Raw genomic sequence first — 21020 nt, forward strand, 5'->3', positions numbered from 1 at the left:
AGGATGAATTCGAGCGATGTCGTTTCCGAATAGCGCGCCGCGCACGACATCGCCCCAGACTTCGGCGAGGAGGTAGCATGGATATCTACAGCAGTTTCGCGACCCGCTTCGAGAAAACACGGGAGGACGAACTCTCGCTCGAGGAGTATCTCGCGCTCTGCAAAGACAATCCCGCCGCGTACGCCACTGCGGGCGAACGCATGTTGACGGCAATCGGAGAACCGGAACAGATCGACACTCGCAACGATCCGCGTTTATCGCGTATCTTCGCGAACAAGGTCATCAAGGTATACCCCGCATTCCGTGAATTCTACGGAATGGAAGAGGTGATCGAGCAGGTGGTCGCCTACTTCCGGCATTCGGCCCAGGGGCTCGAAGAAAAGAAGCAGATCCTGTATCTGTTAGGACCGGTCGGCGGCGGCAAGTCGTCGATCGCGGAACGTCTGAAGCAATTGATGGAACGCGTGCCGTTCTATGCGATCAAGGGCTCGCCCGTCAACGAATCGCCGCTCGGTCTGTTCGACTACGAGGAAGACGGTCCGATCCTCGAAGAGCAATATGGCATTCCTCGTCGCTACCTGCGAGGCATTCTGAGTCCGTGGGCGGTCAAGCGCCTGCACGAGTACAACGGCGACATCCGCAAGTTCCGCGTGGTGCGCCGCTATCCGTCGATCCTTCGCCAGATCGCTATCTCGAAGACCGAACCGGGCGACGAGAACAATCAGGACATTTCGTCGCTGGTCGGCAAGGTCGACATCCGCAAGCTCGAACAGTACGCGCAGGACGATGCCGACGCGTACAGCTATTCGGGCGGCCTGTGCCTCGCGAATCAGGGCCTGCTCGAGTTCGTCGAAATGTTCAAGGCGCCGATCAAGGTGTTGCACCCGCTGCTCACGGCGACCCAGGAAGGCAACTTCAAGGGCACGGAAGGCTTCGGCGCGATTCCGTTCGACGGCATCATCCTCGCTCACTCGAACGAATCGGAATGGAAGGCATTCCGCAACAACCGTAACAACGAGGCACTGCTCGACCGGATCTTCGTCGTCAAGGTGCCGTACTGCCTGCGCTATAGCGAAGAGGTCAAGATCTACGAGAAGCTGCTGCGCAACTCGTCGCTGGCCAACGCGGTCTGCGCGCCGGGCACGCTGAAGATGATGGGGCAGTTGTCCGTGCTCACGCGTTTGCACGAGCCGGAGAACTCGAGCCTGTTCTCAAAGATGCAGGTCTACGACGGCGAGAATCTGAAGGACACGGACCCGAAGGCGAAGTCGTATCAGGAGTATCGCGACTTCGCGGGCGTCGACGAAGGCATGACCGGCGTGTCGACCCGCTTCGCGTTCAAGATTCTGTCGCGCGTGTTCAACTTCGACTCGACCGAGGTCGCGGCCAATCCGGTGCATCTGATGTACGTGCTCGAACAGCAGATCGAACGCGAGCAGTTCCCGCCGGAAACCGAGCAGAAGTATCTGTCCTTCATCAAGGACGTGCTCGCGTCGCGCTATGCGGAGTTCATCGGCAAGGAGATTCAGACCGCGTACCTGGAGTCGTACTCCGAGTACGGTCAGAACATCTTCGACCGCTATGTCACGTATGCGGACTTCTGGATCCAGGATCAGGAGTTCCGCGACCACGACACCGGCGAGAGCTTCGACCGTGCCGCGTTGAACGCCGAGCTGGAGAAGATCGAGAAGCCCGCGGGCATCAGCAATCCGAAGGACTTCCGCAACGAGATCGTGAATTTCGTGCTGCGTGCGCGGGCTGCGAATGCGGGCAAGAACCCCGCGTGGATCAGCTACGAGAAGCTGCGCGTCGTGATCGAAAAGAAGATGTTCTCGAACACGGAAGAGCTGTTGCCGGTGATCTCGTTCAACGCGAAAGGCTCGGCCGAAGAGCAGCGCAAGCATGAAGACTTCGTCAATCGCATGGTGGCGAAGGGCTATACGCCGAAGCAGGTGCGCTTGCTGTGCGACTGGTATCTGCGCGTGCGCAAGTCGTCATGATGCGCGCATGATACTCATGGTGTGCCGCCCGTACGGTTCGACCGTACGGGCAACCGGCGAGGCGCAAGCCGCATAGCGTTGCACTGCGCGGCGGGCGTCTCGCGCACCCGAAATATTAGTGCGGCCGCAGGGAATCGCGGTTGCATGGACGGGAGACCGGGCGTGCTTCATCAAATCATCGACCGCAGGTTGGCAGGCAAGAACAAGAGTATTGCGAACCGTGAGCGCTTTTTGCGCCGCGTCAAAAACTATATTCGTCGTGCCGTTTCGGAGGCGGTGCGCGATCGCAGCATCAAGGACATCCAGAACACACAGAGCATCACCATTCCGCGCAAGGACATCGCGGAGCCGTCGTTCCGTCATGGACCGGGCGGCCGGCGCGAGATGGTGCATCCCGGCAACTCGGACTACATCCGCGGCGACAAGATCCAGCGCCCGCAAGGCGGCGGCGGCGGCGGCGGAGGCGGTCAGGCCAGCAACGAGGGCGAGGGTCAGGACGACTTCGTGTTCGAGCTGAGTCGCGAAGAGTTCATGCAGTATTTCTTCGACGACCTCGAACTGCCGCGTCTCGTCAAGACCCATCTGATGGCCGTGCCGACGTGGAAAAGCGTCCGCGCGGGCTGGGCCGCGGAGGGCACGCCAAACAATATCGACGTGGTGCGCTCGTTGCGCAGCGCGCTCGGCCGGCGCATCGCGCTCGGCGCGCCGCTCGTCAACCAGTTGCACGAAATGGAGCGGCAGCTGGAAGAGTTGAGGGCCGATCCCGCCGATCGCCGCGACGAGATCAAGCTGCTTGAAGACGACATCCACCATCTGAAAGGACGCATCTGGCGGATCCCGTTCATCGATCCGTTCGATCTGCGCTACGTGAATCGCGTGAAGCAGCCTACGCCGTCGAGCCAGGCGGTGATGTTCTGTCTGATGGACGTGTCCGGTTCGATGGACGAGCAGCGCAAGGATCTCGCCAAGCGCTTCTTCATCCTGCTGTACCTGTTCCTGAAGCGTAACTACGAGCGCATCGAAGTCGTGTTCATCCGCCACCACACGCGCGCCGAGGAAGTCGACGAAGACACGTTTTTCCACTCGACCGAAAGCGGCGGTACCGTGGTGTCGAGCGCGCTCGAACTGATGCGCAAGGTGATGGACGAGCGCTATTCGCCGACTGAATGGAACATTTACGGCGCCCAGGCGTCCGACGGCGACAACTGGACCGACGACTCGCCGAAGTGCCGCAAGATACTGTCGGATGACATCCTGGAGAAGGTGCGGTATTTTGCGTATATTCAGGTGACGCCCGAAGAGCAGAATCTGTGGCTCGAATACGCGCAACTGGCGCTGTCGCAACCGCACATGGCGATGAAGAAGGTCGAAACCGCGGCCGATATTTATCCGGTGTTTCGCGAGCTGTTCGAGAAGCAGGCGGCGACCTCCTGATGGGATGCTGGTGGCGCACGAAGCGCCTGAACGACGAAGCGCGCGGCGATTCGTACGACAAGGGGTGACCCGCCGTATGACCGCGCCGCAGCGCAACAAAGGCGTGCCGCAGCGACAGTCGGGGCATGCCGAGGCAGGAGCGGCCAGCACGGGAGCCGCTCGCGCCGGAGCAGTCCGCGATGCTGCAGCACGGGACACACCGGAACGCCCAACGAGGGCAAAGGGAAGTCCGTATGAACGTAGCCGATAGACGGCCTCTGCCGTGCCCGTCCGACTGGACCTTCGAATTGATCGAAGAGTACGACTCGCATATTGCCCGTGTTGCGGAGCAATACGAGCTTGACGTGTATCCGATCCAGCTCGAACTCATCAGCGCCGAACAGATGATGGATGCCTATGCGTCCGTCGGCATGCCGGTGAACTACCGTCACTGGTCGTTCGGCAAACATTTCCTTTCCACCGAAAAAAGCTATCGCCGCGGCCAGATGGGGCTCGCGTACGAAATCGTCATCAATTCGAACCCCTGCATCGCGTATCTGATGGAAGAGAACACGATGACGATGCAGGCGCTCGTCATCGCGCATGCGGCCTACGGTCACAACTCGTTCTTCAAGGGCAACTATCTGTTCCGCTTATGGACGGACGCGCACGCGATCATCGACTACCTCGTCTACGCGAAAAACTACATCGCGGAATGCGAGGAGCGCTATGGGCTCGATCGCGTCGAGGAATTGCTCGACTCGTGCCACGCGCTGATGAATTACGGCGTGGACCGCTACAAGCGGCCGCAGAAGCTGTCGCTCCAGAAGGAGTTCGCCGCGCGTCGCGAACGTGAGGCGTATCTGCAGTCGCAGGTCAACGAGTTGTGGCGCACGTTGCCCACGCGCCATACGCCGCTGCCCGAAGAGGTCGAGGGGCGCTATCCACCCGAGCCGCAGGAAAACCTGCTGTATTTCGCGGAGAAAAACGCGCCGCTGCTCGAAGCGTGGGAGCGCGAGGTGATCCGCATCGTGCGCAAGATCGGCCAGTACTTCTATCCGCAGCGGCAGACCCAGGTGATGAACGAAGGCTGGGCGACGTTCTGGCACTACACGCTGCTCAATACGATGTACAACCAGGGCAAGCTCGAAGACGGCTTCATGATGGAGTTTCTCCATTCACACAGCAACGTCGTCTATCAGCCGCCGGTCACGAAGCCGTATTACAGCGGCATCAATCCGTATGCGCTGGGCTTTTCGATGATGAGCGATATCCGGCGCATCTGCGAAGCGCCGACCGACGAAGACCGCAAGTGGTTTCCGAATCTGGCCGGCAGTCCGTGGCTGCCCGCGATGCACTACGCGATGCGCAACTTCAAGGACGAGAGCTTCATCGCGCAGTATCTGTCGCCGCATCTGATCCGCGAAATGCGCCTGTTCTCGGTGCTCGACGACGACATGCGCGACGCGCTCGAAGTGTCGGCGATTCACGACGATAGCGGCTACCAGTACGTGCGCCAGGCGTTGTCGCGGCAGTACGACATGCATCACCGCGAGCCGAACATTCAGGTGTGGGCCGTCAATACACGCGGCGATCGCAGCCTGACGTTGCGGCATTTCATGAGCGACAACCGGCACCTGTCGTCGGATAGCGACGAGGTGCTCAAGCACATGGCGCGCTTGTGGCAGTTCGACGTGTACCTCGAGAGCGTCGACGAAAACGGTACCGTCAGAAAACGGCACGACTGCCGGTATGTGCCGCCGTCCGTGAGAATATGAGCGCCGCCTGACTCCCGCCTGACTCCCGCCTGAGCGGTCCGTGTCGCCCGTCAAGCCCCTGCCAGTCCCCAACTGGCAGGGGCTTCGTTCTGTTGGTGCGCAAATCCGGCCGACCCAGGGCTTTCATCAGGCCACGCTGACAAAAAACCTTCCTTTGCTTTCATTTATGTAAAATTCGCGCACCCGCGACGGCCGCTCAGGCTGGGCGCGCGACATCAAGGCGGCGCCACGACCGTCCTCTTCGTTTAAATAAGGAAAGACACCAGCATGAACGACCAAACCGAACAATACGTCGTGGCCTCGGCGCACGACACACGGCGGCGCATTTTTGCAATCGTCGGCGCTTCATCGGGCAATCTCGTCGAGTGGTTCGACTTCTATGTGTATTCGTTCACGGCGCTTTACTTCGCGCCGTCGTTCTTCCCGAGCGGCAACACGACGACGCAGTTGCTGAACACGGCCGGCGTGTTCGCCGCGGGCTTCCTGATGCGGCCGATTGGCGGCTGGTTCTTCGGGCGGCTCGCCGACAAACGTGGTCGCCGCACCGCGATGATGGTGTCGGTATTCATGATGTGCGGCGGCTCGCTGGTGATCGCGATGCTGCCCACCTACGCGCAGATCGGCGCGCTCGCGCCGGCGTTGCTGCTGCTCGCGCGGCTGTTGCAGGGGCTGTCGGTGGGCGGCGAATACGGCACCAGCGCGACCTATATGAGCGAAGTCGCGTTGAAGGGCCGGCGCGGCTTTTTCGCGTCGTTCCAGTATGTGACGCTGATCGGCGGCCAACTGTGCGCGCTGCTCGTGCTCGTGACCCTGCAACAGACGCTGACGACCGAAGAGCTGAAGGCGTGGGGTTGGCGTGTGCCGTTCGTGATTGGCGCCATCGCCGCGTTGATCGCGCTCTATCTGCGTAAATCCCTTGATGAAACCACCACCGCGGCGATGCGCCAGCGCAAGGAAGCGGGCACGCTGCGCGGGCTGTGGGAGCACAAGACCGCGTTCATGACGGTGCTCGGCTTCACGGCCGGCGGCTCGCTGATCTTCTATACGTTCACCACCTACATGCAAAAGTACCTGGTCAACACGGCCGGCATGCACGCGAAGACCGCGAGCTCGGTGATGACCGCCGCGTTGTTCGTCTACATGCTGATGCAGCCGGCGTTCGGCGCGTTGTCGGACCGCATCGGGCGGCGCCGCTCGATGCTGTGTTTCGGCCTGTTCGCGACCCTCGGCACGGTGCCGCTGCTGCATGCGCTGAAAGACGTGACGAGCCCGTATGCGGCCTTCGCGTTGGTCGTGGTGGCGCTCGCGATCGTCAGCTTCTATACGTCGATCAGCGGCCTGATCAAGGCGGAAATGTTTCCACCGCAAGTGCGTGCGCTTGGCGTAGGGCTGTCGTATGCGCTCGCCAATGCGATCTTCGGCGGCTCGGCGGAATATGTCGCGCTGTGGCTGAAGTCCGCCGGTGTCGAGACGATGTTCTTCTGGTACGTGACGGCGCTGTGTGCACTCGCGGGTATCGTGTCGCTGCGCATGCGCGATCCGTCGTCGGAAGGATATCTGCGGCACGAGCCGTGAACCGCTAGTCGGGCACGGCGAAACGTCGTGGCGCGATGGCAGCATTCAAGCGGCGGTCCAGGGCAACCGGGCCGCCGTTTTTCATGGCATCGACGTTTGCGCGTCAATCCGCAAGCGAGGATCAGCGCGCTTCGCTCAACTGACGACGATCCGTGTCCCCCACGCATGCAGCAGGTCGCGCAGGCTATCGGCCTGTTCCATCCTCGCGCCGCTGCGCAGATGAATCTGCACCGCGCGGCCGGCGATGCCGTCGATCGGTTGCGCGAACCATAACTCGACCGCGAGACCTGGTCCGCGCTCGCGCCGGTCGCGACGCGCCTGTCACAGCTCATACCGGCTTCGGCCCGTTGTCGACGAACTCATCGACCCTCGCGGCCTCATTCGCCGTGGCCGCGCCGACGGCCGCGACCGTCGCCATCGAAGGCGTCGCCGCTACGCCGGCGACAGCATCGGCCGCCGCGCGCGGCATCGGCAGACGGCCACGCCAGGCCGCGCGCGCCAGCATCAGCAGATGGTAGTAAAGCCGCGCGCTAAAGCCGTAGTTGTAGGCGAACAGATGCGCGCGCGCGATGCGCCAGGCCGCGCGCGCCTCGCCGTTTCTCGCGTGAATCGACACCGCGATCGGCACGAGCCGCCGCAGCGCCTGCCGCCGCGACGGTTCGAGCGGCGCCGGCAGACGCAGCGACTTCACGAACGCATAGGCGCTCAACGTTGCGGCCATGCTCGTGCCGCGCGTGCTGTGCGAGACCGACGTCGCGGTCTTCCGATACACCGACACATAGTCGTGCAGATAAAACACCTCGCGCGCGGCCAGGCATAGCTCGGTGCCGAACACGTAGTCGCAGCAGACGCCATACCGCGCGTCGTAGCCGACCCGCTTGACGAGCCGCGCGTCGGCCATCCAGCCATTGTTCGGAAACATCTGGATCAGGCCGGTGCGGCCCGCGAGCGGCTGGAGACCCTCGCGGGCCTCGGTGCGCCGGAACGCCTCGTTCAGGCGCGCGCTCGCGGCGAGATCGATCGCGCCGTCGTGATCCGCTTCGTATTGCGCACCGAATGCCGCATCGAGCCGCGGATAGCGCTGCCATAACGACACGAGTTTGTCGACGGCGTCGCTCGTCAGCAGATCGTCGTCGTGGATCAGCAGGATCTTGTCGCCGCGCGCCCGCTCGAACAGGCTCGACACATTGCGCGCCTGGCCAAGCGGCGGCTCGTGCTTCTCGTAGCGCACGCGCGGCTCGTCGCGGTAACGCTGCAAGATCAGTTGCCGCGAGCGCGCGTCCGTCGAATCGTCGCCAATCACGATTTCGACATGCGGATAGCTTTGCGCGAGGCACGAGTCGACGCATTCGATCAGCAGGTCGGGACGATTGCAGGTGGGCACGCAGATGGACACATGGGCGACCGCCGCACGGGCGAGGGGATTACTTGACGCGTTGGACATGATGACGCCTTTTATCGATCGGAAGCGGCAAAAACCGGCGGAAAGCGGCAGCCGGTTCGCAGGGCGCACACCTTGCTGCAAGCAGCAAAATAGTCCAAGGCGTCAAAAAAATATTCGGTAAAAATGAGGAAGAAATGTTTGCTTACAGAAAGGTGCTGGAAGGAAAAAGTGATGCGGCCCGGGTGCACGACGCAGCCAGGGCCGCTCTGATACAGGGTTCTATTTTTTCAACCGACTGACGGTTCGCCCTCGCCGGACTTTTTGCCCGGACGGTCCGCCGGAGACTGCTTGTGACCTTCGTCGTGGCGCTCGGGCATCTTGCTCTTCGCGTTGTCGCTATGCACGGCGCGGTGCGGATGCGCGAAATCCTCGGTCTGGGCGCTGGCCTCGCTTTTCGATTCGTTGTCGGCCGCGCCTTTTGCTTCGCCTTGGGATTTTTCCGTCGTTTTGCTCATCGCTGCTCTCCTGGAGGGAAGACAAGCCTCCGGCAGCAAGACGCGGACCCGGGCGGGAGCAAACAGACGTTCCGCGCTCAGGCAACCGCGTGGCGCGGCCTGCCGCCCGTCAGCGACATGATGAAGTCGAGAAACACGCGCACCTTGGCCGGCGGATGGTGCCGTGACGGATACAGCGCATACAGCGGGTACACCTCGTCGCCCCAATCCGGAAAGAGCTCGATCAGCTTGCCGCTCGCAAGCAGCGACTCCGCGCCGAGCGCGAGAATCTGCGCGATGCCCTGGCCCGCGATGCATACGCTATGCAGCGTGCCGACGTCGTTGACGGTCAGCCGCCCCTGCGGCGTCAGCGCGAGCTGCTTGCGGCCGCGATGGAATTCCCAGCTGAACGGATAACCGGTGAGCGGATCGCGAAACTTGATGCAGATATGCCGGCCGTCTTCGAGCTCGCCCGGATTCGCCGGCTTGCCATGCTTCTTCAGATACGACGGCGCCGCGACGGTCAGGATGCGCGTATCGAGCAGCTTGCGGGCGACGAGCGTCGACACCGGCGGGTCGCCGAAGCGGATCGCGACATCGAAGCCGTCCCCGACCATGTCGCCCAACTGGTCGCGCGTGACGAGTTCGAGCTGCAGGTCCGGATGTTTGTCGATGAAGCCGCCGAGGCGCGGCCCGAGCACGAGCCGCGAAAAGAACGGGTCCATGTTGACGCGCAGACGGCCCCGCACCGCGGTCGCGCCCTGCGCGGCGGAGGCGGCCGCTTCCTCGAGTCCGCCGAGGAGCGGCACGATCTGCTCGTAGAAACGCCGGCCTTCGTCGGTCAGCGTGACCGAGCGCGTGGTGCGGTCGAACAGACGAATGCCGAGGCGTGCTTCGAGCCGGGCGACCGAACGGCTTACGCCCGATTGCGACATGTCGAGCGCTTCACCAGCGGCCGCGAAACTGCCGCAATCGACGATCGCAGTCAGGACGCCCATGCCGTTCAGCACGCGCTCATCGAATGGCATCGGGGCTCCCTGCCTGGTAGCCATGGATGCCCGACATGCTAACGCGAAGACCTTTCGAATGCATGCGCCGGCACGCGATGAAACGCGTCGCGTCTCAACGCCCCGCGCTCGCCGCAGCCTGGCCGCGAATCACGCGCGTGCCCGACGGGTCGTCGAGGTGGCGGAAGATCCACGCGGACACGAGCGTGATCGCGCCGACGCACACGAATGCGAGCCGGAAGCCGAGCGCCGCCGACCATTGCGCCGCGAACAGATTGACGAGGCCGCCGCCGATCGACACGCCAAGCCCGATCGCAAGCATCTGCACCATCGAGAACAGGCTATTGCCCATGCCGGCGTCTTCGTGCGACAGGTCCTTCAGCGTGACACTGTTCATCGCTGCGAACTGCATCGAGTTGGCCGCGCCGAACACCGCGAGGATCGCGATTTCGATCACGAGCGGCGTGCCGAGCGAAATCAGCGAGAACGCGACGATCGCCGAGCCGACGATGATCGTGTTGACGAGCAGGAACGTGTCGTAGCCGTAGCGGCGCACGAGCGGCGCGATCCAGCGTTTCGCGAGCGTGCCGGCGAGTGCCGCGGGCAGCATCATCAGACCCGAGTGCAGCGGCGAGTAGCCGAGCTGCAATTGCAGCAGCAGCGGCACGAGGAACGGCACCGCGCTCGAACCGACCCGGCATACGAGGTTGCCGATCAGGCCGACGCTGAAGTTCGGCTCGCCGAACAGCGACAGCTTGAACAGCGGATCGCGGCGGTTTCTGGCGTACGGAATGTAGGCGAGCGCGCTGGCGACGGCCAACGCGAACAGCCCCGCCGACCACGCCGCGCGATGCGAAGGGACCGGCGCGTCGATCGCGAGCGAAAACGCGATCATGCACAACGACAGCAGGGCGTAGCCGATCACATCGAACGGCGGCGCCTGCGCCTTGTCATGCGACGGCAGAAAGCGCTGCACCGCGTACAGACCGAGCGCGCCGATCGGCACGTTGATCAGAAAGATCCAGTGCCACGTGATCGCCTGCACGAACCAGCCGCCGAGCGTTGGCCCGGCGATCGGGCCGAGCTGCCCCGCGATCGATATGAACGCGAGCGCCGACACGTATTGCTCGCCCGACACGCTGCGCAGCACCGCGAGGCGTCCGATCGGCAGCAGCATCGAGCCGCCGAGGCCTTGCAGCACGCGCGCCATCACGAGCTGGCCGAGCGTGTGCGCGCTCGAGCAGCAGATCGAGCCGAGCACGAACACGAGAATGGCGGCGAAATAGACGCGGCGGGTGCCGAAGCGGTCGGCAAGCCAGCCGGAGGCGGGCGTCAGCATCGCCATCGTCAGCGTGTAGGCGACGACGACCGGTTGCATCGCGAGCGGCGCGGCGCGCAGGCTGTTCGCGATCGACGGCAGCGCGGTATTGACGATCGTCGTGTCGAGCGACTGCATGAAGAAGCCGGCGGCGACGATCCATAGTAGGGCGGTTTGAGAGGAATCCTTGGTCATGTTTTCGACAGCGGGCGCGGCGGCGGCAAAGCGGCGCCAGAGCGGGGCCAGGTGGAATTCCGTCATCTTATTGACATCCTCGTCAATCGGGAACCCCACTAAGCCCGCTGACTGTTATCGACAATGCCGATAAGCGGCGCCACAATCACGCATGCTCAATCCAATCTGGCTCAAGACCTTCTCGACCGTCGCGGCTTGCCATAGCTTCACCGAAGCGGGGCGGCGGCTCGACCTGACGCAGTCGAGCGTCAGCGAACATATCCGGCGCCTCGAACAGAGCGTGGGCCGGCGCCTGTTCCTGCGCGACACCCATTCGCTCGCGATGACACCCGACGGCGAAGCGATGCTCGCGCATGCGAGCGTGATCCTGCAGGCGCTGTCGCGCGCGGAATCGCAGTTTCGCGCGCCGCGTCTGAAGGGGCGCGTGCGGCTCGGCTCGTCGGACGACATCGCGCTCGGCCCGCTCCCCACCGTGCTCGCGGCGTTTCGCAACGCGCATCCCGACGTCGAACTGGAAATCACGATCGGCATGACGGGCAGGCTCTACGAGTTGCTCGACGCGGGCGCGATCGATCTGCTGGTCGGCAAGCGCCGGCTCGGTGACCGGCGCGGCGTGCCGCTTTTCACCGGGCGCCTCGAATGGCTGGCGCGGACCGGCACGCTCGTCGATCTGAGTCAGCCGCTGCCGCTGATTCTGGTCGCCGAGCCGAGCGTGACGCGCGCGGTCGTGCTCGATGCGCTCGCCGAAGCCGGCGCGAGCTGGCAGATCGTCTGCACGAGCAGCAGTCATTCAGGCTGTATCGCGGCCGCGCGCGGCGGACTCGGCATCACCGTGCGGCCGCAGTATCTGGCCGCGCGCGGCCTCGCGCCGCCGTTGAATGCGGCCGGACTGCCGACGCTGCCGTCGGTGGAATTCATCGCGCTGGCGGCGAAGCGCTTGAGTCGCCCGGCGGGCACGCTGCTGCAGTTGCTGCATGACAGCGACCTGCGCGGGTCGTGGATCGGGGAGTGAGGCGGGCAGTGCGTCGCCTCATGCTGCCGTCATGCCGCCGCTCAGGCCGGCATCTTCCGGAACGAGATCGCGAAGCGGTTCCATGCATTGATTGCCGAGACGAGCAGCGTCAGGTCGACCAGTTCCTCGTCGCTGAAATGCGGCCGCACCGCTTGCCATACCGCGTCGGGCACATGATCGTGCGACACCAGCGTGAGCGCTTCGGTCCATTCGAGCGCCGCGCGTTCGCGGTCCGTGAAGAACGGCGTTTCGCGCCACACGACGACGGTCGCGAGACGCCGCTCGGTTTCGCCGCCCTTGCGCGCGTCCGCCGTATGCATATCGACGCAATACGCGCAGCCGTTGATCTGCGACGCGCGCAACCGCACCATTTCTTGGCCGATTCCAGGTATTTTCAGGTAGCCACTTTCGGGCGTTGAGCGGGCACGCCTAGCACCCTTACCGTCGACGATGGCATCGTTGCCGCGTGCGGGCCGATTCGGTATGGTGGGTCATCGACGCTTCCATTGCGCCTTTCACCGTGATCCGGAGACCTGCCCCATGACCGTTGCCACCGATCCGTCCGCTGTGCCCGCCTCGCCGATCCGCACCGATGTCCTGATCGTCGGCGCCGGTCCCGTGGCTCTGTTCGCGGCATTCGAGGCCGGCGTGATCGGCCTCACCTGTCAGATCGTCGACATACTCGGACGGGTCGGCGGCCAGTGCATCGAGCTGTATCCCGACAAGCCGATCTACGATATCCCCGCGATTGCGTCGTGCACCGCGCGCGAACTGGTCGAGCGACTGGTCGCGCAGTGCAAGCCGTTCGATGTGCCGATTCATCTGGAACAGCGCGTCGACACGGTCGAGCAGCGCGACGACGGACGCTGGACCGTGCGCACGCAGCGCGGCCTCGTGTTCGACGTCGCGGCGATCCTGCTCGCCGCCGGTAACGGCGCGTTCGTCCCGCAAAAGCTCACGCTCCCCGAGGCCGTGCCGCTGGAAAAGCGCTACGTGCACTACAGCGTGCCGCGCCTCGCCGATTTCGCCGACAAAAACGTCGTCGTCGCGGGCGGTGGCGATTCGGCGCTCGACTGGGCGCTGGCACTACGCAAGGTCGCGCGGCGCGTGACCCTCGTGCATCGGCGCGCCGGCTTCAGCGCGGCCGATTCGAGCGTCGAGCTGATGCGGCGCGCGGTCGATGCTGGCGAGATGGACTTCGTCGTCGGCGGGATCGCGGCGCTCGATGTGGAAGACGGCGCGCTGCGTTCGCTCACACTGCGGCAGGTCAACGGCGAGACACAGCTCGAAGCCGACCATCTGATCGCGCTGTATGGACTCGTCGCCGATCTCGGACCGATCGCGCAATGGGGACTGACGATTCATGGCGGGCGCGTCGACGTTGATACTTCGAACTACGAAAGCTCGCGGCCGGGCATCTTCGCCGTCGGCGACATCGCAAACTATCCGAACAAGCAGAAGCTGATCCTGTCGGGCTTTCACGAGGCGTCGCTCGCGCTGCGCAAGGCGTACGCGTACGCGTATCCCGACAAGAAACGCGTGCATGTCCATTCGAGTTACGACGCGAAGCTCGCGGAAAAGATCGGCGCGGCGGCTTGACGGGCGCGCCAGCGCAGCAGCGGTTTCGACTCGCGACGCGTGCCGATTTGCAGCGATGTCGCGCCGGGCCGGCCGTTGGCATCACGCGACGGTCGGCCGCCGTTATCTGCTCGTGTTCCTCGCGGCAGGCAGTATTTTCCAGCGGGTCGACTCGCGGCGGCCGCGGCGCTCGCGGCCTTGTCTTTCTTTCTTTCTTTCTTTCTTCCTGGCCTCATGGCGGCCGATCGCGCAGCCCGCCGCGTCGTGAATACCTTTTTCAATTGACACGCCTGTTTTTGCCAACGAAGGGCAAAACGGAAAGCCGAAACCGCAGCGCGGCGACGTTTTCCGTCATGACCCGCTAGCTGTCGCGGGGCTCGTCGTTATAAGCTTGGCGCCTTATCAGCCGGCGCGCGAGCGCCCTTGGCGACGCATCCCGGCCCCTCCGTGGACCGCGCAACCGCTTGCGCGACGGCTTCGCCGCCGGCCAGGCGCGAGGTTTGCTTAAGACGAAAATTCCAATGACGTGTCCGCCATGACCCAGCTCGATGCTTCTTCTTCTTCCCGCGACTACGGCGGGCCCGCTCCAGTGCAGGTCGAGGCCGCGCCGTCAGCGCCCGTCGGCGTCGATTATTTGTCGCTCGTGCAGGCGATTTCGGACTACGCGATCTTTCTGCTCGATGCGAAAGGCAACATCGTCAGCTGGAATGTCGGCGCGCAGAAGCTGAAGGGCTATGCGGAGAGTGAGATCGTCGGCCAGCATTTCTCGCGCTTCTATACCGAGGAAGCCGTTGCGCGCGGCTGGCCGACCTACGAGCTGGAACAGGCGGCGCTGACCGGCCGTTTCGAAGATGAAGGCTGGCGCGTGCGCAAGGACGGCACGACGTTCTGGGCGAACGTCGTGATCACCGCGATACGCAACGAGAAGGGCGAGGTCACGGGCTTCGCGAAGATCACGCGCGACCTGACCGCGCAGCGCGAATACCTCGAAGCGCTGCGCCAGAGCGAGGAGCGCTTCCGTCTGCTCGTCGATAGCGTGAAGGACTACGCGATCTTCATGCTCGATCCGCAAGGCTTCGTCGTCAGCTGGAATTCAGGCGCCGCGCGCATCAAGGGCTATACGCACGACGAAATCGTCGGCCGGCACTTCTCGCAGTTCTATGTGCCCGAGGAGGCCGCGGCCGGCAAGCCCGCGCGCGAGCTCGCGATCGCGCGCCAGATCGGCACCGTCGAAGACGAAGGCTGGCGCATGCGTAAGGACGGTTCGACGTTCTGGGCCAACGTGATCATCACGGCCGTCTATGACGAATCGCGACGCTTGCGCGGCTTCGCAAAGGTCACGCGCGATTTGACCGAGCGGCGCCGGCGCGAGGAACTGGAGCGCTCCGGGGAGCGCATGCGCGAATTTCTCGCGACGCTCGCGCACGAACTGCGCAATCCGCTCGCGCCGGTGCGCAACGCGATCGGCACGATGCAGATGGAAACCGATCTGAGCCCGGTGGTCGCGCGGGCGCGCGATCTGATCGATCGCCAGGTCACGCACCTGACGCGACTCGTCGACGATCTGCTCGATATCGGCCGCATCATGTCCGACAAGGTCGAACTGCGTATTGCGCGCGTCGATCTCGCCGAGCTCGTCGCGCGCGCGATCGAAGCGGCGCGGCCGTTCACCGACTCGCGCGAGCAGCGCGTGGTCGCGCATGTACCCGACGCTCCCGTGATGATTCGCGGCGACATGACGAGGCTCGTGCAGGTCCTGCAAAACCTGCTGCACAACGCGTCGAAGTTTTCGCCGAACGGCAGCGCGATCGAGCTGCAGGGACGTGTCGACTTTCGCATGGCGGTGCTCGAAGTGCGCGACCCCGGCTGCGGCATTCCGGTGCGCTCGCTCGACAAGATCTTCGAACTGTTCGCGCAGGAGAAGGAAGGGCAAAGTTTCGGCGAGGGCGGCCTTGGGATCGGCCTGACGCTGTGCAAGTCGCTCGTCGAAATGCACGGTGGCAGCATCGTCGCGAGCAGCGAAGGACTGGGACTCGGCAGCACGTTCACGCTGAGTCTGCCGCTCGCCTCCGCGCAGTCCGACACCGCGGAGAGCGGCACGATCAATGCCGCGCCCCACGTGCAGCCGCTGCGCATTCTCATCGTCGACGACAATCGCGATTCGGCCGACAGCCTCGCGATGCTGCTCGAACTGAAGGGCCACGAGGTGCGTATCGCCTACGAGGGCGAACAGGCGCTGCAGATCTCGCCACGCTTCTCGCCGCATCTCGCGCTGATCGACCTCGCGATGCCGAAGATGGATGGCTATGCGACGCTCGCGGCGATGCGCGCGCTGCCCGAGATGTCGCGCACGATGTACGCGGCGATGACGGGTTTCGGCCATGCGAGCGATCTCGATCGAACTCGCCACGCGGGTTTCCATGCGCACCTCGTGAAGCCGGTCGAGATGGTGGTCCTCGACGCGTTGCTCGCGAAGGCGGATGGACGTCTGAGCGGAAGCGGCGGGACGTAGCCGCTGTTTCGCTGCGCGGCTGCCTCGCCGGCCGGGGCACGGTGTTTGCTGCCACTCTGCATACGTTCCAGTCCGCCGCCGCCCGGCGGGCCGCGGATCTAACCGGTGCAGGGAGGCACGATGTTCGACACGCGCGACCACGCGGCCAGCTTCAAGGCCCAGTCACGGCAGGTCTCAAATCAGCACGGTGGCCGCGCACTACGCGCGAGCGCCCGCGCGCCGCAGCCCGGCAAGCCTGCTGTCTCGCTCGACGATTTTTTGCGCGACGCGCGTTTCGATGCGAACGATCCCGCTGCCCTCGGATCACTGCTCGCTGAGCTGATCGAGCGCGGCTACGATCGCGCGCCGACCTTGCCATGGCCGGGGCATGGGGAGACGCTGGTGCGCTGGCGCGCGCTGGCCGCCGTCGCCGCATGCGACCTCGGCCTCGTCAAACTGTTTGAAGGCCATACCGATGCGCTCGCGATTCTCGCCGAGCTCCATGGTCCACTGCCGCCCGCGGCAAGCCGCTGGGGCGTGTGGGCCGCCGAGGCGCCGCACGCGCGGGTGCGCGCCATCGACGAAGGAATCCAGACCGTTGCCGGCGAGGGCGCGCAGGTGCGCCTGTCCGGCACCAAAGCCTGGTGCTCCGGCGCGCGGGCGCTCACCCATGCGCTCGTGACCGCATGGCGCGACGACGAGCCCGTGCTCGCGGCGCTCGCGCTGGACCAGAGCTCGATCTCGATCGATACATCGAAGTGGCAGGCCGTCGGCATGCAGGCGACCGCGAGCGCGGATGTCACGTTCAAAGACACCGTGGCGACGCTCGTCGGTGCGCCGCATGCGTATCTGCGCCGCGCGGGCTTCTGGCATGGCGGCGCCGGTATCGCCGCATGCTGGTACGGCGCGGCCGCGCAAATCGCGCGCACGCTGCGCGACGCGTGCGCCCGGCACGCGGACGCGCATCGGCTCGCTCATCTCGGTGCGACCGATGTCGCCTTGCAGTCGGCCGCCGCGCTGCTGCGCGAAACCGCCGCGTGGATCGACGCGCACCCGTCGGCCGATGCAGCGACGCGCGTGTTGCGCGCGCGTCTGGCCGTCGAGCAGGCCGCGAGCGCCGTGATCGAGCACGCGACACGCGCGCTCGGCGCGGGCCCGTTGTGCCGCGACGCGCGCTTCGCGCGGGCGCTTGCTGACCTGCCGGTGTTTCTGCGGCAGAGCCACGCGGAGCGCGACCTCGCAGCGCTCGGCGAACGGCTCGTCGAGGCCGGTGACACGACTGCCGCGCCGGCATCGCATCAGGCGTCTTCGCAAACACTCGCGCCGTGGACGCTATGATTTTTTCCCCCGGCCTTGGGAGGATGCTGAGATGAGCTCGACGGTGCTGTACTTCGATGAACTCTACCGACGCAGCGACGATCCGTGGCGTTTGCGCGAAGGCTGGTACGAACGCCGCAAGCGTTCGCTGACGCTCGCGCTGCTGCCGCGGGCGCGCTATCGCAACGCGTTCGAGCCCGGCTGCGCGAACGGCGAGTTGACGGCCGGGCTCGCGACGCGCTGCGAGGCGCTGCTCGCCGCCGATCTGCACGCGCGCGCCGTCGAGCTTGCGTGTGAACGCGTGGCGGGCGCATCGAACGTGCGGATCGAGCAGCGCAGGGTGCCGCGCGACTGGCCGACGGAGCACGGGCCGTTCGATCTGATCGTGATCAGCGAGTTCGCGTACTACCTCGACGCGGCCGAGCTCGAAACGCTGGCCGCGCGCATCGCCGGGTCGCTGACGCCGGACGGCACGCTGCTCGCCTGTCATTGGCGCCGGCCGTTCGCCGAAGCGCGCGAATCCGCCGACCATGCGCACGCGCTATTCGATGCGCGCTGCGGTCTCGCGCGTCTCGCGCATCACGACGAAGCCGACTTGCTGATCGACCTGTGGTCGCGCGACGCACGTTCGGTCGCGCAGCGCGAGGGGCTTCTATGATCGGCGTGGTCGTTCCGGCGCATAACGAAGAGACGTTGCTCGCACGGTGCCTCGCGGCCTTGCTCGAAGCGTCGCGACACGAAGCGCTCGCCGGCGAGGAGGTGCGGATCGTCGTCGCGCTCGACGCGTGCAGCGATTTCAGCGGGGCGATCGCGCGCGCTTACGGCGTGCAGACGCTGACGCTGAAGGCGCGCAACGTCGGGATCGCGCGGGCGCTCGGCGCGTCGCTGCTGCTCGCGCACGGCGCGCGCTGGCTGGCGTTTACCGATGCCGACAGCCGCGTGTCGCCCGGTTGGCTGGCCGCGCAACTGGCGCTCGGCGCCGATGCGGTGTGCGGCTCGATCGCCGTCGACGACTGGAGCGCGCATCCGCACAGCGTGCGCGAATATTTTCGCAAGACGTATGTCGACGCCGACGGACATCGTCATGTGCACGGCGCGAATCTCGGCGTTTCCGCGGACGCCTATCGGCGCGCGGGCGGCTTTCCGCCGCTCAAGTGCAGCGAGGACGCCGCGCTCGTCGATCGCCTGATCGCGACTGGCGCGCGCATCGCGTGGAGCGCCGCGCCGCGCGTGACCACGAGCGCGCGCACCGTGGCCCGCGTGCGCGGCGGTTTCGGCGATACGCTCATCTCATGGGCGACGGACGGCGCGCTGGCCTGAGCGACGGCGACGCGTCGCGGGCTCGTCTCGCTCGCAACTATCCGGACACCAGAACATTCGCACGGCAATGCGCCGCGGGGAGGACGAACATGATGGACGCGTTTTTCGTTCTATTCGGCCAAGGCAGGGAGCTCGATCCGTTGCAGATGGGTATGCGCTCGATCGCCGTGTTCGTGATCGCGCTCGCGCTGATCCGTGTATCGGGGCGCCGTTCATTCGGGCAGCGCTCGCCGTTCGATTCGGTCGTCGTGATTCTGCTCGGCGCGACGCTGAGCCGCGCGATCGTCGGTGCGTCGCCGTTTATCGCGACCGTGGTCGCGTCGTTCGCGATCGTCGTGTGTCACCGGGCGCTCGCGTGGTCGTTCATACGCTCGCGCCGCTTCGAGCTGCTGGTGGGCGGCGCCGAGCGCGAGGTGTTCAGCGACGGCAAGTTCCAGGCGAACGAAATGCACGCGGCGCTCGTCACGCGCACCGACATCGAGGAAAGCGTGCGGCAGAAAACCGGCTCGCGCACGATGGACGACGTGGCCGCCGCGATTCTCGAACGCAATGGCGACGTGAGCGTGATTCGCAAGCGCGCGTGAGCGCCCGAACCCGTGAAGAGCGGGGCGCTTGCGCGGGGACACGGCAGCCGGCTCAGCCGCGCCCGCCTCGCGAAATCTCCGCGCCCGCGCCGCGCGGCAGGCGCAGCGTGACCGGAATCGACGCGAACGAGCATAGCCCGACCACGAGAAACGCGGGCCAGAAATCCGACCAGGTGATGCTCGGATGCCCATGCAGCGCGCGCGAAATCTGCAGCACGATGCCGCCGACCGTCACGCCGAGGCCGAGCGACATCTGCTGCACGACGCTGCCGAGGCTCGTCGCGCGGCCGACGTCGCGGCTCGCGATCTCCGCGTAGGTCAGCGAGTTGAGGCTCGTGAACTGCAACGCGGGGAAGAAGCCGCCGAGCAACACGACGACCCAGATGATCCACGTCGGCGTGTGCGGGAAAAACAGCCCGCACGCGGCGATCGAAATGCCCGATAGCGCGGCGTTGAACACGAGCACCTGGCGAAAGCCGAAGCGGCGCAGCACCGTGGAGGCGATCGTGCGCATGAACATGCCGCCGAACGCGGACGCGCAGGTGATCAGCCCCGATTGGAACGCGCTCATGCCGTGGCCTTCCTGCAGCAGCAGCGGCAGCAGGAACGGCAACGCGCCGAGACCGATGCGAAATAGCGAGCCGCCGAGCACGCTCGCCTGGAAAGTCGGCACCTTGAAAAAACGCAAATCCAGAAGCGGCAGTGCGACGCGTTGCGCATACGCGACGTAGATCACGAGCAGCGCCGCGCCGAGCGCGCACATGCCGAACGCGTCCGTATTCGAAATCAGTTCGCCGCCGACCAGCGACAAGCCGAGCAACAGCAGCACCGCGCCCGCCGCCGACAGCAGGAAGCCGATCCAGTCGAGCGGGCCGGGGTCGGGCTCGCGCGTATTGGCGATATAGCGATTGGTCAGATAGATGCCGAGAATGCCGATCGGCACGTTGATGAAGAAGATCAGCCGCCAGTGCAGATACGTGGTGATGAAGCCGCCGAGCAGCGGACCGGCGGCGGGGCCGAGCATGGCGGGCACGCTCAGGTAATTCATCGCGCGGATGAAGTCGGCTTTCTCCACCACGCGAAAGATGATGATGCGCCCGACGGGCACCATCATCGCGCCGCCGACGCCCTGGATGAAACGCGCAACCGTGAAAGTGGCAAGCGAGTTCGACGCGGCGCACAACAGCGAACCCGTCACGAAGACGCCGATCGCGGTGCGAAATACCGTGCGCGCGCCGAACTTGTCGGCGAGCCAGCCGCATACCGGGATGAACACGCCGAGCCCGAGCACGTAGCTTGTCACCGCGATCTTCAGCGTGACCGGATCGCGCCCGAAATCGCGCGCCATGGCCGGCAGCGCGGTGACGATCACGTTGGCGTCGACGCTTTCCATGAACATCGCGCACGCGACGATAAGAGGCGCAATCAGAGCTTTTTGGGTCTGGGCGACGGTCATATCGGCGAGCCTGCGGCGAAGCGTCGCAGGCAAAGGAAGCATTATTGCACCTGTACGGTGCGGATTGTTAATACGTGCACCACCGATGCGGCCCCTTT

Annotated in this window: 17 protein-coding genes; 11 read left to right on the forward strand and 6 right to left on the reverse strand. The window is 65.0% G+C overall.

Annotated elements, in window-relative coordinates; translation table 11 throughout:
- The first annotated feature begins 77 nt into the window (after nt 1-77).
- From OKW30_RS08115 to OKW30_RS08130, 4 genes are all read left to right on the forward strand, one after another.
- Nucleotides 78-2000 carry a PrkA family serine protein kinase gene (locus tag OKW30_RS08115; protein WP_184022724.1) on the forward strand — a complete coding sequence of 641 codons (1923 nt, stop codon included), beginning with the start codon at nt 78-80 and terminating at the stop codon, nt 1998-2000.
- A gap of 162 nt (nt 2001-2162) precedes the next feature.
- Nucleotides 2163-3434: a YeaH/YhbH family protein gene (locus OKW30_RS08120; protein ID WP_184065976.1), complete on the forward strand. Its 1272-nt coding sequence runs from the start codon at nt 2163-2165 to the stop codon at nt 3432-3434.
- A 233-nt stretch (nt 3435-3667) separates the two neighbouring features.
- On the forward strand, nt 3668-5191 hold the full coding sequence (locus OKW30_RS08125) for a SpoVR family protein (RefSeq protein ID WP_429346445.1): 1524 nt from the start codon (nt 3668-3670) through the stop codon (nt 5189-5191).
- A 267-nt stretch (nt 5192-5458) separates the two neighbouring features.
- Complete coding sequence (locus OKW30_RS08130) at nt 5459-6766, forward strand: MFS family transporter (RefSeq protein WP_184065970.1); 1308 nt, start codon at nt 5459-5461, stop codon at nt 6764-6766.
- Nucleotides 6767-7094: 328 nt separating this feature from the next.
- Here OKW30_RS08130 and OKW30_RS08135 read toward each other — a convergent pair whose 3' ends face one another.
- The 4 genes from OKW30_RS08135 to OKW30_RS08150 all read right to left on the reverse strand — a co-directional run bounded on the left by OKW30_RS08135 (nt 7095) and on the right by OKW30_RS08150 (nt 11164).
- Nucleotides 7095-8210 carry a glycosyltransferase family 2 protein gene (locus tag OKW30_RS08135; RefSeq protein ID WP_429346446.1) on the reverse strand — a complete coding sequence of 372 codons (1116 nt, stop codon included), beginning with the start codon at nt 8208-8210 and terminating at the stop codon, nt 7095-7097.
- Between the two features lie 227 nt (nt 8211-8437).
- Nucleotides 8438-8665 (reverse strand): hypothetical protein, encoded by a 228-nt coding sequence (locus OKW30_RS08140; protein WP_429346447.1) that lies wholly within the window; start codon nt 8663-8665, stop codon nt 8438-8440.
- A 77-nt stretch (nt 8666-8742) separates the two neighbouring features.
- Entirely contained in the window at nt 8743-9672 is a 930-nt protein-coding gene (locus OKW30_RS08145) for a LysR family transcriptional regulator (protein ID WP_429346448.1), read from the reverse strand.
- A gap of 94 nt (nt 9673-9766) precedes the next feature.
- Nucleotides 9767-11164 carry a DHA2 family efflux MFS transporter permease subunit gene (locus OKW30_RS08150; protein ID WP_429347737.1) on the reverse strand — a complete coding sequence of 466 codons (1398 nt, stop codon included), beginning with the start codon at nt 11162-11164 and terminating at the stop codon, nt 9767-9769.
- A 151-nt stretch (nt 11165-11315) separates the two neighbouring features.
- Between OKW30_RS08150 and OKW30_RS08155 the strand changes: the two genes are divergently transcribed.
- Nucleotides 11316-12176 (forward strand): LysR family transcriptional regulator, encoded by an 861-nt coding sequence (locus OKW30_RS08155; protein WP_184065957.1) that lies wholly within the window; start codon nt 11316-11318, stop codon nt 12174-12176.
- Nucleotides 12177-12217: 41 nt separating this feature from the next.
- On the opposite strand, the gene OKW30_RS08160 is transcribed toward OKW30_RS08155, so the two are convergent.
- Nucleotides 12218-12574 carry a carboxymuconolactone decarboxylase family protein gene (locus tag OKW30_RS08160; protein WP_429347738.1) on the reverse strand — a complete coding sequence of 119 codons (357 nt, stop codon included), beginning with the start codon at nt 12572-12574 and terminating at the stop codon, nt 12218-12220.
- Between the two features lie 142 nt (nt 12575-12716).
- On the opposite strand from OKW30_RS08160, the gene OKW30_RS08165 reads away from it, so the two are divergent.
- From OKW30_RS08165 to OKW30_RS08190, 6 genes are all read left to right on the forward strand, one after another.
- On the forward strand, nt 12717-13775 hold the full coding sequence (locus OKW30_RS08165; protein WP_429293149.1) for an NAD(P)/FAD-dependent oxidoreductase: 1059 nt from the start codon (nt 12717-12719) through the stop codon (nt 13773-13775).
- Between the two features lie 514 nt (nt 13776-14289).
- Complete coding sequence (locus OKW30_RS08170) at nt 14290-16266, forward strand: hybrid sensor histidine kinase/response regulator (protein ID WP_429346449.1); 1977 nt, start codon at nt 14290-14292, stop codon at nt 16264-16266.
- A 120-nt stretch (nt 16267-16386) separates the two neighbouring features.
- Nucleotides 16387-17583: an acyl-CoA dehydrogenase gene (locus tag OKW30_RS08175; protein WP_429346450.1), complete on the forward strand. Its 1197-nt coding sequence runs from the start codon at nt 16387-16389 to the stop codon at nt 17581-17583.
- Nucleotides 17584-17614: 31 nt separating this feature from the next.
- Nucleotides 17615-18220, forward strand: a complete 606-nt coding sequence (locus OKW30_RS08180) for an SAM-dependent methyltransferase (RefSeq protein WP_429346451.1) — start codon at nt 17615-17617, stop codon at nt 18218-18220.
- The gene (locus OKW30_RS08185; protein ID WP_429346452.1) at nt 18217-18882 is read left to right on the forward strand and encodes a glycosyltransferase; all 666 of its coding nucleotides are present in this window, start codon (nt 18217-18219) and stop codon (nt 18880-18882) included. The genes OKW30_RS08180 and OKW30_RS08185 overlap by 4 nt, the downstream gene beginning before the upstream one ends.
- A gap of 89 nt (nt 18883-18971) precedes the next feature.
- A complete protein-coding gene (locus OKW30_RS08190; RefSeq protein ID WP_184065938.1) occupies nt 18972-19466 on the forward strand; it encodes a DUF421 domain-containing protein in 495 nt (164 codons plus the stop codon).
- Between the two features lie 52 nt (nt 19467-19518).
- Here OKW30_RS08190 and OKW30_RS08195 read toward each other — a convergent pair whose 3' ends face one another.
- Entirely contained in the window at nt 19519-20922 is a 1404-nt protein-coding gene (locus OKW30_RS08195; RefSeq protein ID WP_187630840.1) for an MFS transporter, read from the reverse strand.
- Nucleotides 20923-21020: the final 98 nt, after the last annotated feature.

The organism is Paraburkholderia sp. Clong3, assembly GCF_050436485.1.
Taxonomy (GTDB): Bacteria; Pseudomonadota; Gammaproteobacteria; order Burkholderiales; family Burkholderiaceae; genus Paraburkholderia; species Paraburkholderia tuberum.

What these genes read in the sequence shown, in the direction of transcription:
- OKW30_RS08115 (WP_184022724.1), top strand. Translation starts at nt 78, where the DNA reads ATGGATATCTACAGCAGTTTCGCGACCCGCTTCGAGAAAACACGGGAG.
- OKW30_RS08125 (WP_429346445.1), top strand. Translation starts at nt 3,668, where the DNA reads ATGAACGTAGCCGATAGACGGCCTCTGCCGTGCCCGTCCGACTGGACC.
- OKW30_RS08130 (WP_184065970.1), top strand. Translation starts at nt 5,459, where the DNA reads ATGAACGACCAAACCGAACAATACGTCGTGGCCTCGGCGCACGACACA.
- OKW30_RS08135 (WP_429346446.1), bottom strand. Translation starts at nt 8,210, where the DNA reads ATGTCCAACGCGTCAAGTAATCCCCTCGCCCGTGCGGCGGTCGCCCAT.
- OKW30_RS08140 (WP_429346447.1), bottom strand. Translation starts at nt 8,665, where the DNA reads ATGAGCAAAACGACGGAAAAATCCCAAGGCGAAGCAAAAGGCGCGGCC.
- OKW30_RS08145 (WP_429346448.1), bottom strand. Translation starts at nt 9,672, where the DNA reads ATGCCATTCGATGAGCGCGTGCTGAACGGCATGGGCGTCCTGACTGCG.
- OKW30_RS08150 (WP_429347737.1), bottom strand. Translation starts at nt 11,164, where the DNA reads ATGACCAAGGATTCCTCTCAAACCGCCCTACTATGGATCGTCGCCGCC.
- OKW30_RS08155 (WP_184065957.1), top strand. Translation starts at nt 11,316, where the DNA reads ATGCTCAATCCAATCTGGCTCAAGACCTTCTCGACCGTCGCGGCTTGC.
- OKW30_RS08165 (WP_429293149.1), top strand. Translation starts at nt 12,717, where the DNA reads ATGACCGTTGCCACCGATCCGTCCGCTGTGCCCGCCTCGCCGATCCGC.
- OKW30_RS08170 (WP_429346449.1), top strand. Translation starts at nt 14,290, where the DNA reads ATGACCCAGCTCGATGCTTCTTCTTCTTCCCGCGACTACGGCGGGCCC.
- OKW30_RS08175 (WP_429346450.1), top strand. Translation starts at nt 16,387, where the DNA reads ATGTTCGACACGCGCGACCACGCGGCCAGCTTCAAGGCCCAGTCACGG.
- OKW30_RS08180 (WP_429346451.1), top strand. Translation starts at nt 17,615, where the DNA reads ATGAGCTCGACGGTGCTGTACTTCGATGAACTCTACCGACGCAGCGAC.
- OKW30_RS08185 (WP_429346452.1), top strand. Translation starts at nt 18,217, where the DNA reads ATGATCGGCGTGGTCGTTCCGGCGCATAACGAAGAGACGTTGCTCGCA.
- OKW30_RS08190 (WP_184065938.1), top strand. Translation starts at nt 18,972, where the DNA reads ATGATGGACGCGTTTTTCGTTCTATTCGGCCAAGGCAGGGAGCTCGAT.
- OKW30_RS08195 (WP_187630840.1), bottom strand. Translation starts at nt 20,922, where the DNA reads ATGACCGTCGCCCAGACCCAAAAAGCTCTGATTGCGCCTCTTATCGTC.